Annotated in this window: 14 protein-coding genes; 6 read left to right on the forward strand and 8 right to left on the reverse strand. The window is 49.7% G+C overall.

The window, feature by feature from the left end:
- Positions 1-35 precede the first annotated feature (35 nt).
- From ABDB98_RS01970 to ABDB98_RS01985, 4 genes are all read right to left on the reverse strand, one after another.
- On the reverse strand, positions 36-1460 hold the full coding sequence (locus tag ABDB98_RS01970) for an MDR family MFS transporter (protein WP_047476239.1): 1425 nt from the start codon (positions 1458-1460) through the stop codon (positions 36-38).
- Between the two features lie 17 nt (positions 1461-1477).
- On the reverse strand, positions 1478-2353 hold the full coding sequence (locus ABDB98_RS01975) for a TetR/AcrR family transcriptional regulator (RefSeq protein ID WP_438421197.1): 876 nt from the start codon (positions 2351-2353) through the stop codon (positions 1478-1480).
- Between the two features lie 161 nt (positions 2354-2514).
- On the reverse strand, positions 2515-3261 hold the full coding sequence (gene nfsA / locus ABDB98_RS01980; RefSeq protein WP_060963602.1) for an oxygen-insensitive NADPH nitroreductase: 747 nt from the start codon (positions 3259-3261) through the stop codon (positions 2515-2517).
- Between the two features lie 16 nt (positions 3262-3277).
- Complete coding sequence (locus ABDB98_RS01985) at positions 3278-3565, reverse strand: putative quinol monooxygenase (RefSeq protein ID WP_060963601.1); 288 nt, start codon at positions 3563-3565, stop codon at positions 3278-3280.
- Positions 3566-3706: 141 nt separating this feature from the next.
- Between ABDB98_RS01985 and ABDB98_RS01990 the strand changes: the two genes are divergently transcribed.
- Positions 3707-4021 carry an ArsR/SmtB family transcription factor gene (locus ABDB98_RS01990; protein WP_003156322.1) on the forward strand — a complete coding sequence of 105 codons (315 nt, stop codon included), beginning with the start codon at positions 3707-3709 and terminating at the stop codon, positions 4019-4021.
- Positions 4022-4047: 26 nt separating this feature from the next.
- On the opposite strand, the gene ABDB98_RS01995 is transcribed toward ABDB98_RS01990, so the two are convergent.
- Complete coding sequence (locus tag ABDB98_RS01995) at positions 4048-5457, reverse strand: PLP-dependent aminotransferase family protein (RefSeq protein ID WP_438421198.1); 1410 nt, start codon at positions 5455-5457, stop codon at positions 4048-4050.
- Between the two features lie 109 nt (positions 5458-5566).
- Between ABDB98_RS01995 and gabT the strand changes: the two genes are divergently transcribed.
- From gabT to gdh, 4 genes are all read left to right on the forward strand, one after another.
- Positions 5567-6874, forward strand: coding sequence for a 4-aminobutyrate--2-oxoglutarate transaminase (gabT, locus tag ABDB98_RS02000; protein WP_438421199.1), 1308 nt, complete (start codon positions 5567-5569; stop codon positions 6872-6874).
- A gap of 105 nt (positions 6875-6979) precedes the next feature.
- Complete coding sequence (gene gabD / locus ABDB98_RS02005) at positions 6980-8368, forward strand: succinate-semialdehyde dehydrogenase (RefSeq protein WP_045926242.1); 1389 nt, start codon at positions 6980-6982, stop codon at positions 8366-8368.
- Between the two features lie 155 nt (positions 8369-8523).
- Complete coding sequence (locus tag ABDB98_RS02010; protein WP_016937246.1) at positions 8524-9387, forward strand: RhaT/GlcU family sugar-proton symporter; 864 nt, start codon at positions 8524-8526, stop codon at positions 9385-9387.
- 21 nt (positions 9388-9408) lie between these two features.
- The gene (gene gdh / locus ABDB98_RS02015; RefSeq protein WP_438421200.1) at positions 9409-10194 is read left to right on the forward strand and encodes a glucose 1-dehydrogenase; all 786 of its coding nucleotides are present in this window, start codon (positions 9409-9411) and stop codon (positions 10192-10194) included.
- Positions 10195-10239: 45 nt separating this feature from the next.
- Here gdh and ABDB98_RS02020 read toward each other — a convergent pair whose 3' ends face one another.
- Genes ABDB98_RS02020 through ABDB98_RS02030 form a run of 3 tightly spaced genes read right to left on the reverse strand, consistent with a single transcriptional unit; the run spans position 10240 to position 13094 of the window.
- Positions 10240-10851, reverse strand: a complete 612-nt coding sequence (locus ABDB98_RS02020; RefSeq protein ID WP_016937244.1) for a YcnI family copper-binding membrane protein — start codon at positions 10849-10851, stop codon at positions 10240-10242.
- A 12-nt stretch (positions 10852-10863) separates the two neighbouring features.
- Positions 10864-12489 carry a copper resistance CopC/CopD family protein gene (locus ABDB98_RS02025; RefSeq protein ID WP_438421201.1) on the reverse strand — a complete coding sequence of 542 codons (1626 nt, stop codon included), beginning with the start codon at positions 12487-12489 and terminating at the stop codon, positions 10864-10866.
- A gap of 32 nt (positions 12490-12521) precedes the next feature.
- Complete coding sequence (locus tag ABDB98_RS02030) at positions 12522-13094, reverse strand: DeoR family transcriptional regulator (protein WP_438421202.1); 573 nt, start codon at positions 13092-13094, stop codon at positions 12522-12524.
- A 176-nt stretch (positions 13095-13270) separates the two neighbouring features.
- Between ABDB98_RS02030 and ABDB98_RS02035 the strand changes: the two genes are divergently transcribed.
- Positions 13271-13612: a hypothetical protein gene (locus ABDB98_RS02035; protein ID WP_060963596.1), complete on the forward strand. Its 342-nt coding sequence runs from the start codon at positions 13271-13273 to the stop codon at positions 13610-13612.
- Positions 13613-13704: the final 92 nt, after the last annotated feature.

Genomic DNA, 13704 nt, shown 5'->3' on the forward strand with positions numbered 1-13704 from the left:
AACCCGGTCACATAAGTGATCGGGTTCTTTTTCGTTTAACGCGTGACGGCCTGCTGCTGCTCAGGCTGACGCGGTTTTTTCTTCAAAGTGAAAGATAGCAGGAAGCCGGCCAGCGCGATGCAGGCGGCCACGACAAATGCCGCATTCATACCGTGCAAGGCGGCGTTTGCCGGAGCTGACGTATTTGCGTGCGCAGCCTGACTGCTCATAATGGAAACAAGCAGCGCCGTACCGATAGAACCGCCGATTTGGCGAACGGTATTGTTCATGGCTGTGCCGTGCGGAATTAAGTGGCGCGGCAGGGCGTTGATTCCTGCTGTCGTCACCGGCATCATAATCATGGCTGTTCCCAAAAGCCGCGCGGTATAAACGACGACAATCCAAATGAGAGAAGTCGAGTCCGTCAGATTCATAAACGGCAGGGACGTGAGCAGGATGATAAAGAATCCGGTCATCGCAAGGCCCTTTCCGCCGATTTTGTCAAAAATCCGGCCGATAAACGGAGACATCATCCCCATCACAACCGCGCCCGGCAAAAGCATTAATCCGGTATCAAACGCGGATACGCCCCGGACCTTCTGCGTGTAGAGCGGGAGAATGGTTTCCGTTCCGATCAGCAGCGCGAAAACAAGCGTGCCGAGCAGGGTGGTCAGGCTGAAAATCCCGAAGGAAAACACGCGGAATTCCAGCATCGGTTTTTTGAGCTTCATCTGTCTTGCGATAAAGAAAATCAGCGCGACAGCTCCGACAAGCAGCGAGGTCAGCACTTCAGTACTGGTCCACCCTGATGAACCGGCGCTTGAGAAGCCGTAAAGCAGGCCGCCGAATCCGAGGGTCGATAAGATCACGGATAAAATATCAATCTGTGTTTCGCGTAATGTCGTGACATTTTTCATCAGAATAATCGCTAAAAGCAAATCGATGACCGCGATCGGAAAGATGATATAAAACAAAGAGCGCCAAGAGAATGCTTCGACCGCCCATCCGGAAAGCGTCGGGCCGATTGCCGGCGCGAACGAGATCACCAAGCCGACCATACCCATTGCGCGGCCGCGCTTTTCAATCGGGAAAATCGTGAGAAATACCGTCTGCATGAGCGGCAGCATAATTCCGGCGCCGGCCGCCTGGATAATCCGGGCCGTTAACAATACCGGAAAGTTCGGAGCGAATGCACCGACAATGGTTCCGGCCGTGAAAATACTCATGGCGGTAATCAAGAGGGTGCGGCTCGTAAATTTTTCTATTAAAAACGCGGTAATCGGGATTAAAATCCCGTTCGTCAGCATAAACGATGTTGTCAGCCATTGCGCTTTGTTGGCGTCTATATTGAAGTCATTCATAATGTGCGGCAGCGCCGTAATAAGCAGCGTCTGGTTCAAAATGGCGACGAACGCTCCCGCCAAAAGAATCCCGACAATGACAGAGCGGTTGTACGGTGCAGTTTTAATACTCTTATTCAAGCTGATTCCTTCTTTCTTTATAGTTTGAGCAATGTTTTAACGGCTGCAAGCGGCTGGTGCAGCGGTCCGGCCTGTTCCAAATAACCGATGAGCGCTTTTATGAGAAAATCCCGCGGCTGTTTGTCCGCTGATTCTTTCTCCAGCATGGCCGCCGCGGAAACGAGACCCGCGGCATCATATTTCTCCTCAGGAAGGGCTGAGACGGCTTCTTTCAGCTCCTTCAGGCTTTCAGCCAGCAATACGGTTTTGTCTTTCGGCTCAAATGAGGAAGCCGAGGCGATATAAAGGTCAATCATCTCCTGCGGCAAAGCGGTTTCGGTTTTCCTGTTTTCGACGATGAGATTGAGATGGCGGATGATAAACTCCGTGAGAGGCTTCAGGTCGAGCGGTTCTTTTTCCAGCTTAATCAGCGTGATGCATTCTCTCAGGAGCCCCTGCAGGACAATCACCAGCTCCCATACATAAGGAATGATGTCTTCGCCGTACGTCTGAATCAGTGAATCGCGATGCCAGCAGATAAAAGTGGAACGGGCCCTGTGAATATGCCGTTTTACCCGGTCATTAATAGAGGAAGGGCTTCCGTACATCAGCATATTAAAAAACTGCTGATTGCGCCTGAAGCCTTCAAGCTCAGCCATCAGTTTTTTGGCAAACCGTTCCTCAGGGGACAGGCTTGTTTCTTCATTTAATAGTGAAGCGGCCGCTACCATCTGTTTCTGGTTAAAATCGAGCAGCTCCAGAAGCAGGTCTTCCTTCGATTCAAACAGCTTATATAAAGATGCTTTGGAGACTTTGCACTCCTCAGCAATCGCCTGCATCGATACCGACGAAAAGCTTCTCCCCGAAAAAAGCTTTCTTGCCGCCAGCAGAATATCCGTTTTCTTATCATTCATAAGCCCAGATTCCTTCTTTCGTCACAATAGAAAACCCATCGGTTCACAGAAAACCAATGAGTATATGATGAAAATATTAACAAAAATTTTTGCGCAGTGTCAACGCTTTTGTTTGAGAAAAAGAAAAAACCTGCCGGAGCGTTTCCGGCAGGCTGATGCGCTTATTTATCCGTTTTAAACCCTTGTTTTTCAAGCATTTCACGAATGTGCGGATAATAAAGCTGCTTATAGTAGGAGGTGATGCCTTGTGACCAGTTTCTTGTTTCCTGTCCGCCTGTGCGGTTTTTCATGTATTCGGACATCTGCTTGTCATAGGCTTCGATATGTGTTCTTAAATCTTCCTCTTGATACGTTTCATGATGCAGAACGGCTGCTTGCGGCAGACGCGGTTTTTTCGCGGAGCGGTCTGCCGGATGGCCGATGACGAGACCGGAAACCGGGAAAACGTATTTCGGGAGTTTCAGCATTTCAATGAGTTCATCCGGCTTGCCGCGCACGGCTCCGATCGGCACAGTGCCGAGTCCCATTGATTCAGCCGCGGCAGTTGCCGTACCGAGCGCAATCCCGACGTCTACGGCGCCGACAAGAACGGACTCTAAACCGTTCGTGATCTCAAGCGGCGTATCATTGTATTCTTCAAGCGCAATTTTGGCGCGGTTAAAATCAGCGCAGAATAAAAGGAAAACCGGCGCTTGGTCAATCCACGGCTGGCCGCCCGCCAATTCGGATATTTTTTTCTTCCGTTCCTTATCTTTCACGGCAATAACGGTAAATTGCTGGCCGTTAATGGAAGTCGGCGCTGCCTGAGCGGCTTGAATGATAAGGTCCAGCTGTTCATCTGATACGGGCTCATCTGTGTAGCTGCGGATGGAACGGTGGTCTGTTAATAATTGAAGGACTTCGTTCATGTTATTCATCCTTTCGTTACTCTGACAGCTCTGTGCGGACAACGTCAAGCGGCGCACTCAGCACTTCTTTTGCTTTTGCCACGAATCCTTGGAAATGGTCAGTGGCGTTGTGGAATTTCATTGCTTCTTCATCTTTCCATTGTTCAAGCATGACGAACGTATTTTCTTCACCGATTTTTTCGAAAAGATCGTATTGCACATTTCCTTCTTCCGCACGTGAATGCTGAAGAAGTGATTGCGCTTCTCCTAAAAATTCCTCGCGTTTATCCGCTTTTACTTTCATGTAAGCCTGTAAGACGATCATTGTAATTCCTCCTGATTGGGTTTATTTGTTATAGTTCGAATATTATCGAACTAACTGTAACATGTTTCGCAGTGAATGGTAAAGAAAAAACCCTCACCGCCTAAATTGTCACCCGCCGATGATCTGTGTTACATTTGACTCATGAACATTCCAAATCATCCTGAAACCGACCGCTTACAGCTGACAAAGGTTCTTCATGCTCTAAGTGATCCGCTCCGCTTAGAGCTGGTCAAACAATTGGCGGAAACAACTGAAAAAACGTGCGGCACATGTGCGGATGTCCGGGTCGCCAAATCAACGCTGTCCCATCACTTTAAAGTGCTCCGGGAAGCGGGGATCGCCCAAGTGCGCATAGACGGGAAGCACCGTTATTATTCCCTGCGCAAAGATGATTTACAAGCGGCGTTTCCCGGCCTGCTGGAGGCGATTTTGCAGACAGAGCCGGACCGCTGGTAAATAGTCCCCGAATTCCGGGGGTTTTTTTATGCGCCGAAAACCGTCCGGTAAAGCCTTGTGACGCCTTCCTGAATATCGCTCTCCTTCAGGCGGGCGAAGCCGAGAATGAGCTGGGGTTTGTTGGAATCGCCTCCCGTTTTCAGGCGGAACCGGCTCATCGCAAACAGATCGAGCTGTTCTGCATCCGCCCGCGCCAACATTTCTTTTTCTGAACGGGCGCAGTCAAACTCCGTGACAAAATGAAGCCCGGCATTGGCGCCCTTTACATGGATTCTTTCCCCGAAGGTTTTTTCCAAAGCCGATATAAGGCGCTCCCGCATGTTCTTATAATGCTGCTTCATCTTTTTTATATGTTTCTGATATTCACCTGAATCGATAAATTCTTTAAGCGCCAGCTGGGCAAGCGTGCTGCACGTATTAAGGTCATACGTTCTCTCTTTAAACGTCCGCAAAAGCCCGGGCGGCAGAACCATGTAGCTGATGCGCAGGCCGGGGAAAAGGGACTTTGAAAAGGTCCCCATGTAGATGACATTTTGAAACCGGTCAAGGCTTTGAAGCGCTGGGATCGTGTCGGCGTCATATTTAAATTCACTGTCATAGTCATCCTCAATAATGAAGCGGCCGTTCTGTTCGGCGGCCCAGTTTAAAAGCTGAATCCGCCGGGAAGCGGGCATGATTACCCCTGAGGGAAATTGATGGGACGGCGTGGTGATCAATACACTGGGCCGGCGCTTTTCGATTTCGGCCATGGACATGCCTTTTTCATCGAGGCTGATCGTGGCCGTTTTTTTCCCGAGGTTTTGCAGCAGCCGGTACATCCTCATATATCCCGGGTTCTCCATCGCGTACAGCGCGTCTTTCGGCAGCAGTTCCGTCAGCAGCTGCATCAGCATTTGCGTGCCCGCCCCGAGCACGATTTGTTCCGGGCGGCATGTAACGCCCCTTGTCAGGGAAATAAGCCTCGAAATCGTTTCGCGGACTTCATATAAGCCTTGCGGATGGACGAGTTCTCCGAGTGTATGAAATGAACGGGCGGCTGCTTTATGCTCACAGCGGAACCAGCTTTTCAGGGGGAAATGCGCCGTATCCAAGCTCATATGTGAAAATGAAATCCAGCCGCTTTTATCCGTCTCCCGCTCTTTTAAATCTTCAGGCAATAAGAGCGAAGGCGTTTCTTCATGATAAACCGTATCAATTTCCTCAACGAAAAAACCTTTTCTTTCGACTGCATATAAATAACCTTCCGAAAGCAGCTGCTGATAAGCCGAATTCACTGAATTCACGCTGACCTTCAGTGTCTCGGCAAGCTCCCGTTTAGACGGCACCTTTGTGTGGGGCAGCAGGCTGCGCTTCAAAACGGCCGCTTTTATGTGCTGGTAGATCTGCTGGTATATATAATCCGCCGTTTCCGAATGATCAATGGAAATTGTCAGCATAAAGACCATGACCCCCTTTCTGGTACCATAGATAAATTGATTTTGGTACTTTTCATCATACCAAAAAGAAGTCAGAATGATAAGAAAATAACGCAAGGGGATGAAATCTATGAGTCAAACAGCATCAACGGAAGTGACAACTGCCCAGTGGCAGCAAAAACGGGATCAATTCGTTTCCAAAGGGGTCGGCAACGGAAACCGCAGCATGGCGGTAAAAGGGGAAGGGGCGCTTTTATACGATTTGGACGGCAGACGATTCATTGATTTTGCCGGAGCGATCGGAACGCTGAATGTCGGCCATTCCCATCCGAAAGTGGTGGAGGCGGTGAAGAAACAGGCGGAGGATCTGATTCACCCGGGATTTAACGTCATGATGTATCCGTCTTATATTGAGCTTGCCGAAAAACTTTGCGCCCTTGCGCCGGGAGATCATGCGAAAAAAGCGATTTTTCTCAACTCCGGAGCGGAAGCGGTGGAAAATGCCGTGAAAATCGCCAGAAAATATACGAAGCGCCAGGCTGTCGTGTCATTTACAAGAGGGTTCCACGGCCGCACGAACATGACGATGAGCATGACGAGCAAGGTGAAACCTTATAAATACGGATTCGGCCCGTTTGCCCCGGAAGTGTATCAGGCGCCGTTTCCTTACTATTATCAAAAGCCGGCCGGCATGACTGACGAGCAGTATGACGACTTGATCATCAGCGCTTTTGATGATTTCTTTATCGCTGCAGTTGCGCCGGAAACGGTCGCTTGTGTCGTAATGGAACCGGTTCAGGGAGAAGGCGGTTTCATCATTCCTTCAAAACGTTTCGTGCAGCACGTCGCCGCTTTTTGTAAAAAACACGGCATCGTTTTTGTGGCGGATGAGATTCAGACCGGATTTGCCAGAACGGGAACGTATTTTGCAATCGAGCATTTCGGGGCCGTCCCTGATTTGATCACCGTGTCCAAATCACTTGCGGCCGGATTGCCGCTGAGCGGCGTCATCGGCCGGGCGGAAATGCTTGATGCCGCTGCGCCGGGGGAACTTGGAGGCACATATGCGGGAAGCCCTCTCGGCTGTGCGGCTGCGCTTGCCGTCCTGGATATTATTGAAGAAGAAGGACTTAATCAGCGTTCTGAAGAGATCGGCCGCATCATTGAGCATCAAGCGCTTGAATGGAAAAAAGAGCATGCGTGTATCGGAGAAGTGCGCAGACTCGGCGCGATGGCGGCCATCGAAATTATCAAAGACGAGGACACGCGTGAACCGGACAAAGCAAAAGCCGCGGCGATCGCTAAAACGGCGAATGAGAACGGACTGCTGCTGCTGACGGCGGGGATTAACGGCAACATTATCAGATTTCTGACGCCGCTTGTCGTGACGGATGAACAGCTCAAAGAAGGCCTTTCCATTATCGAAGCCGCTCTGTGAGTTCAATTATTGGTATGCCGGCGGATGGGTCTGCTATCATGAGAGTGTGAGATATATCAACAAGCATTCAATGGCTTTACTATAGCAGAGAAAGGAATGTTCAATATGCCAGAACAATTAACAGTGTACAACCCGGCAACGGGAGAGGCGATTGAAAGCATCCCCCAGCAGACGGCCGAAGAAGTTGAAAAAGCGATTGAACGTTCACATCAAGCGTTTCAATCATGGTCCAAAACGTCAGCGGGAGAACGTGCCTCACTTTTGAGAAAATGGTATGAGCTGATTGTTGAAAATAAAGAAGAACTTGCGGAATTAATTACGAAGGAAAACGGTAAACCGTACGAAGAAGCGGTCGGAGAAGTGTTATACGGCGCCGGCTATATTGAATGGTTTGCCGAGGAAGCAAAACGGATTTACGGCAGAACCGTCCCTGCGCCGACAACGGGCAAACGGATCGTCGTCACCCGCCAGGCGGTCGGCCCGGTAGCCGCGATCACGCCGTGGAATTTCCCGAATGCGATGATTACAAGAAAAGCGGCGCCCGCTTTGGCCGCAGGCTGTACGTTCATCATCAAACCCGCGGAGGATACGCCGCTTTCCGCTTACGCCCTTGCGCGTCTCGCGTATGAAGCGGGAATTCCGAAGGACGTGCTGCAAGTGGTGATCGGTGACGGAGCCGAAATCGGAAACGTCTTTACCAGCAGTCCGAAAATCCGCAAAATTACCTTTACCGGCTCAACGCCTGTCGGCAAAATCCTGATGAAAAACAGCGCCGACACCGTAAAACATATGTCAATGGAGCTTGGCGGACATGCGCCGCTGATCGTAGATGAAGACGCTGATCTTGATCTGGCGGTAGCCCAAACAATGGCCTCTAAATTCAGAAATGCCGGCCAAACCTGCGTCTGTGCGAACCGTCTGATCGTACACGAATCCGTGAAAGACGAGTTTGCGAAAAAACTGAGTGAAGAAGCTGCGAAACTCAAAGTCGGAAACGGTCTTGAAAAAGGCGTAAACGTCGGTCCTGTCATCAACAAAAAAGGGTTCGATAAAATCGTCGCTCAAATTAATGATGCCGTGGAAAAAGGCGCAGAAGTGCTGACAGGCGGAACATATGACCAAAACGATGAAAAAGGATGCTATTTCGTGACGCCGACCGTGCTGTCAAACGTAGATACATCCATGAACATCATGCATGAAGAAACATTCGGCCCGGTTGCGCCGATCGTTACGTTCTCAGATATCGATGAAGCGATCAAGCTTGCGAACGATACGCCGTTCGGGCTTGCGGCTTATTTCTTTACAGAAAACTACCGCCGCGGCATCTATATTTCTGAACAGCTTGAATACGGCATCATCGGCTGGAATGACGGCGGCCCGTCAGCGGTTCAAGCGCCGTTCGGCGGAATGAAAGAAAGCGGCATCGGCCGTGAAGGCGGTACGGAAGGCATTGAGCCGTATCTGGAAACCAAATACATGTCAATCGGACTTTAATAGCCAAAAAAAGAGCCCCTGCTTCTGAGCGGGGCTTTTTTTAATGGGCAGTCTGCCGGTAAAATCGCCGGCAGGCTTTTTTGTTCTGATTTGAGAATAATCGGTTCAATTCCAGACAAAATAACAGCAAATACGATTGAAAGAAGGTCGCCATCATGGATATATTACTGGCTCTTCTCCCGGCTTTGTTTTGGGGGAGCATCGTGTTATTTAACGTCAAATTAGGCGGCGGGCCTTACAGCCAGACGCTGGGTACGACAATCGGAGCGCTCATCGTTTCGTTTGTACTGTATCTGTTTGTCCATCCGGTGCTGTCTGGGCGCATTTTTATTGTCGGCATCATATCGGGGCTGTTTTGGTCGCTCGGTCAAAGCAATCAGCTAAAAAGCATCCAGCTGATGGGCGTTTCAAAAACGATGCCGATATCAACGGGAATGCAGCTCGTCTCGACTTCTTTGTTCGGGGTGATTGTATTCAAAGAATGGTCAACCCCCATCGCGATTACGCTGGGTATTCTCGCCCTTATTTTAATCATCGTCGGTATAGTGCTCACATCTTTAGAAGATAAAAAAGGGCGGGCTGACGGAGAACCGGGAAACTTAAAAAAAGGCATTGTCATCCTGCTGATCTCTACGCTCGGTTATTTGGTCTATGTCGTCGTGGCCCGGCTGTTCGGCGTATCCGGCTGGTCAGCGCTTCTGCCGCAGGCGATCGGGATGGTTATCGGCGGGCTGCTCCTGACATACAAGCATAAACCGTTTAATAAGTACGCCCTCAAGAACATTCTGCCGGGAATCATCTGGGCGCTCGGGAATATGTTTCTGTTCATCTCACAGCCGCGCGTCGGTGTTGCGACAAGTTTTTCCCTGTCTCAAATGGGGATCGTCATCAGCACGCTCGGCGGAATCTTCATCCTCCGTGAGAGCAAAACGAAGCGCCAGCTGGTCGCCATTGCCATCGGGATTATCCTGATCATCGTGGCCGCAATATTCTTAGGCATTGCAAAATCAAATTCATAACAACATGCAGGAGGTTTGAACATGTACACGGATTTAAAAGGAAAAGTCGTAGCCATTACGGGAGCATCATCAGGATTAGGAAGAGCGATGGCGCTCCGCTTCGGACAGGAGCAGGCGAAAGTCGTCATTAACTACTACAGTAATGAAAAAGAGGCACAAACCGTAAAAGAAGAGGTTCAAAAAGCGGGCGGTGAAGCAGTCATCATTCAAGGTGACGTCACAAAAGAAGAAGATGTGAAAAACATCGTCCAGACCGCGGTGAAAGAATTCGGCACATTGGATATCATGATCAATAACGCCGGCATGGAAAACCCGGTTCAGTCGCATGAAATGCCGTTAAAAGACTGGAACAAAGTCATCAATACCAATCTGACCGGCGCTTTTCTGGGAAGCCGCGAAGCCATTAAATATTACGTAGAAAATGATATTCAAGGAAACGTCATTAACATGTCGAGCGTGCATGAAATGATTCCGTGGCCGCTGTTTGTCCACTACGCGGCAAGTAAAGGCGGCATTAAATTGATGACGGAAACGCTGGCGCTTGAGTACGCGCCAAAGCGCATCCGTGTTAACAATATCGGACCAGGCGCGATCAATACGCCGATCAATGCGGAAAAATTCGCGGATCCCGTCCAGAAAAAAGATGTGGAAAGCATGATTCCGATGGGATATATCGGTGAGCCGGAAGAAATTGCGGCCGTCGCCGTCTGGCTCGCTTCAAAGGAATCAAGCTACGTGACCGGCATTACACTGTTTGCTGACGGCGGAATGACCAAATATCCGTCATTCCAGGCAGGCCGCGGATAAGAAAAAAAGCGATCGCAGGCTCTTTAGAGCCGGATCGCTTTTTGCTTACGCGCGTTTTTTCTTTACAAGCGCCGCGATCGAAAGGATAATCGCCGCAGCTGACAGAACGATGGCCGCAATATCAAGCGCAGATACGCCGGATTTGCTTTCTTCATTTGACTGTTCAGCTCCGTGTGCATCCGTCACGTTCGCCGCTTTTGTGATTTTCGTAATCGAGTGAGGCGTGTCGGCGTTCTCATCACCCGTCCATTCTACAATGCTGCCGTCTTTGTAATATTGGTAGGCGTCCCAAGCGGCATCCGCGGTCTTTTCAGGGTTTTTCGCAACGAATGTGAACTGCTGGAATTGGCCGGGCTGAATGCCGCCGTCCTTTGCTTCCCAAGTGACGGAGACCGCCTTGTCATCATGCTTTGCTACGGACGTTTTCCAGCCCGGAATCGGCTGATACTGCTGGAACTCAACGCCCGCGGGCATTTTCAGCACGACTTTCGTTGTCGGCTCATTTTTTTCCACAGGCACTTTCATTGTGTACGTTTCCCAAGAACCCGCCGCGGATTCCGCGGGTTTGACGGAGACGTGGGCGCTTGCTGCAGCCGTAAAACCGATGAGTGACAGGGTCACGGCAAATATGAATACGAAAGCCTTTTTTTTCAACATGAGATACACTCCTTAGTTTGTCGTTGAGAATACTTGGTTGATTTCATTGAAATCGCTTGTCAGTCCGTGGACTTTGATCTTCCAGTTTCCCTTTTCGGTGATGGACAGGTTGGCGGCTTCGAATGTGCCTTCCTTCGTCTTTTTCAAATCAAAGGTGCTTTCATGCTGTTTGCCGCTGAAGCCCGTCTGATAAACAGTCACCGTAAATTGCTGAATGTCTTTTACCAAGCCGCCGTTATGATCGGTGACAATGACTTGAAATTCATTTTTACCCGGCTGGTTCGGCGTAATATGCAAGGACAGGGTTTCCCCGTTTCCGATCATTTCTGAGCCGTTAAAAGGCAATGGCGCGGGCGGCGGCGGGCTGGGCAGGCTTGTGAAGACAGCGGTTGTAAATAACACCGCAATGCCGATTGCCCATTCGGCCTTTATCGTTGCGCTGATGCTCCTTTTTCTGCGGAACTTCGTCATCCATACGTGAATGGCGCCGAGCGCAAGCATGATGACAAACAGCCCGATTTTCAAAAGGAGCGTCTTGCCGTAAGCGGTGTGAAAGAGTGAATCAAACGAACGGATAATGAAAAATCCGTTCAGCACACCTGAAAATAAAAGCACGCCGACAGAAGCGAACGCCCAAGGAGAAAAGCGTCTGACCGTTTCCCAGGCGGCGGTTTTATCTGTTTTTCTCCACTCTGATGAAAGAAGGAGCACAAGTGCGGCTATACCGCCGGCCCATATAGACGCAGCTGATAAATGGAGAAAATCCATCGCGATGCCGACCGCTTTTTCGTCAATAACCGCCGCATGTCCGGCGAATGCTTTTGCCAAAAGCGAAGCGAAAAAGAACAGCAGCGGCGCCGTCCAGTACGCAAATGACCGGAAAGCTTTCTTCTTCAGCAGCGGGATCATGGACAGGACAAGCAGGATAAATAGGCTGATCTGGATCATCCAGACGCACCCGCCTGCCGTTTTCAGAAGCGTTTCTTTTACATAGTCCGGCTGAAACGCGGCGCTCCAAGCGCCGCCCGCGTTTTCTTTCGTCTGGATCGGGAGCTGGCAGACAAGCGCAAGCCCCGTTAAACATAAGGAAATCACGAGCAGCTTTACAGTTCGTTTTGCTTTTGATGAATCATTTTTTCTGTACCAAAACAAGTGGAAAAACGCCGTGCCGATAAACAGGGAGAGAGCGGTATACAAAATACCGCGGTCGATGGCCGCTTCGGGATGAAGCGCCGCTTGTGATGATGTTTGCTCCTGAAGTTCACCGCCGGCTTTCCCGATACTGAAAGGAATGACGCCGGATACCGGGTGACCGTCGGCCGACACCGCGTTCCATTCCGCTCTGTAAATATCATGCGGCAGATTTTTTTTCAAGGCCGCGGTCATGATGCGGGCATCACTTTTTTGAATCACCGTTTTGCCGGCATCGACCCGTTCGCCGGATGAATTATAGACCTTAATGGAGTGGAAGCCTTCTTCAATCTGTTCATTAAACTCAATTTCAATCTGCTTCGGCGCTTGTTTTAATTCGCTGTTCTCACCCGGATTTGAGTTTGTGATGTAGGCGTGGGCGAAACTTATTTTCGGAATCAAAACAAGGAACAGCAAAAAGATGAGCCAGCGTTTGTTCTGTCTCATGGCTTGTGACACCGCCTTCCGGTTGGTTGTTGTTATGTCTTGCTGCAGGTGCATCCCTTCTGCCTGTCGTGTAAGATGATGTCCGCCGCCTCGTCAAAGGTGCAAATGACCCCGCCGAATCCTTTTTGAAACCGTTCTGCGTAATCACGCGTTGAGAAGGGAATCGCCTGAGGCCGGCAGCAATGAAGGTCAATATCGGCATGGACTAAAAAGTAAGCAGAAGAGGCCGTCAGCGTTGTCTGGAGAAGAAAATCCTTACAAATGACATGAGACACTTCTTCCTTTTTATCCTCATACCGCAAAATCGCGCAATGAATGCAGCACATCTGCTCAACGGCTTGTGAAACAGTAATGAGCTGGACAGAATATGAATGCTGAATCGGCCGCAGGCAATAGCCGCATTGATTGGCGCTTTTTTCTGAAGCGGGCGGGAGCGTAATGCCGCCGGGTGTCCGGATAATCCGGTTTGCATCCGCCAGCTGATTGACGTCTCTGTACACGGTCATCTCGGAGACGCCGAATCTCTCGCTTATGTCAGAGATTTTCAGCGCGCCCTCCTCTTTCAGCCATTCAAGCAAGGTTTGCTGTCTGTTAATCGGAAGCAATTCTGCATCCTCCTTTTTATGCGAATGAGTGATGAACCTCCCTTTAAGAGTAGATGTTTTCACAAATGTGCACAAGAGCCTGATGATAAAATGTGTGAAAATATGTTGAACATTCACAAATGTAAAACGCGGAGACAGACTCTGTTATAATAGAAGAGTTGAATGGAGGAATAAACATGAAAGAAACGACCTGCCCGAACTGCGGCAAGCCGATTACAGGCGACATGGTCAGATCATCCATGATCCCGTGCCAGTTTCAGTGCGGACACTGCCATGTGAAATTGCGTGAATATAAAGTATCAGCTCCGATTATGGCTGTGGCCATTGCGATAACCGTGCTTTTGATTTATCTTGTGCAGATGGCCAGAACCGCCGTCATGCCGATGATTCCGGCCGCGCGGTATGTGCCGGCCGCCATTTTTGCGCTCGTATGTGCGTATCCGGTGTTTATTGTCAGTGAGCGGATCATTGCCAAACTTGTCGTTACAAAAGGACACATTATATACAGGAAGCGGTAAGACACCTTTGATGAGGTGTCTTTTTTTAGTTAAGGATTTGTCACAGTCTCTGTGCCAAACTCCTCTTTACTTTTCATTGAATGAGAATTGTA

The organism is Bacillus siamensis (assembly GCF_051628075.1).
Lineage (GTDB): Bacteria > Bacillota > Bacilli > Bacillales > Bacillaceae > Bacillus > Bacillus siamensis.

Bases quoted from the DNA above. Each gene is read 5' to 3' on its own strand.
- gdh (WP_438421200.1), top strand. From the start codon at position 9,409: ATGTACACGGATTTAAAAGGAAAAGTCGTAGCCATTACGGGAGCATCA.
- gabT (WP_438421199.1), top strand. From the start codon at position 5,567: ATGAGTCAAACAGCATCAACGGAAGTGACAACTGCCCAGTGGCAGCAA.
- gabD (WP_045926242.1), top strand. From the start codon at position 6,980: ATGCCAGAACAATTAACAGTGTACAACCCGGCAACGGGAGAGGCGATT.
- ABDB98_RS02010 (WP_016937246.1), top strand. From the start codon at position 8,524: ATGGATATATTACTGGCTCTTCTCCCGGCTTTGTTTTGGGGGAGCATC.
- ABDB98_RS02035 (WP_060963596.1), top strand. From the start codon at position 13,271: ATGAAAGAAACGACCTGCCCGAACTGCGGCAAGCCGATTACAGGCGAC.
- nfsA (WP_060963602.1), bottom strand. From the start codon at position 3,261: ATGAACGAAGTCCTTCAATTATTAACAGACCACCGTTCCATCCGCAGC.
- ABDB98_RS01990 (WP_003156322.1), top strand. From the start codon at position 3,707: ATGAACATTCCAAATCATCCTGAAACCGACCGCTTACAGCTGACAAAG.
- ABDB98_RS01995 (WP_438421198.1), bottom strand. From the start codon at position 5,457: ATGCTGACAATTTCCATTGATCATTCGGAAACGGCGGATTATATATAC.
- ABDB98_RS02020 (WP_016937244.1), bottom strand. From the start codon at position 10,851: ATGTTGAAAAAAAAGGCTTTCGTATTCATATTTGCCGTGACCCTGTCA.
- ABDB98_RS01985 (WP_060963601.1), bottom strand. From the start codon at position 3,565: ATGATCGTCTTACAGGCTTACATGAAAGTAAAAGCGGATAAACGCGAG.
- ABDB98_RS01975 (WP_438421197.1), bottom strand. From the start codon at position 2,353: ATGAATGATAAGAAAACGGATATTCTGCTGGCGGCAAGAAAGCTTTTT.
- ABDB98_RS02025 (WP_438421201.1), bottom strand. From the start codon at position 12,489: ATGAGACAGAACAAACGCTGGCTCATCTTTTTGCTGTTCCTTGTTTTG.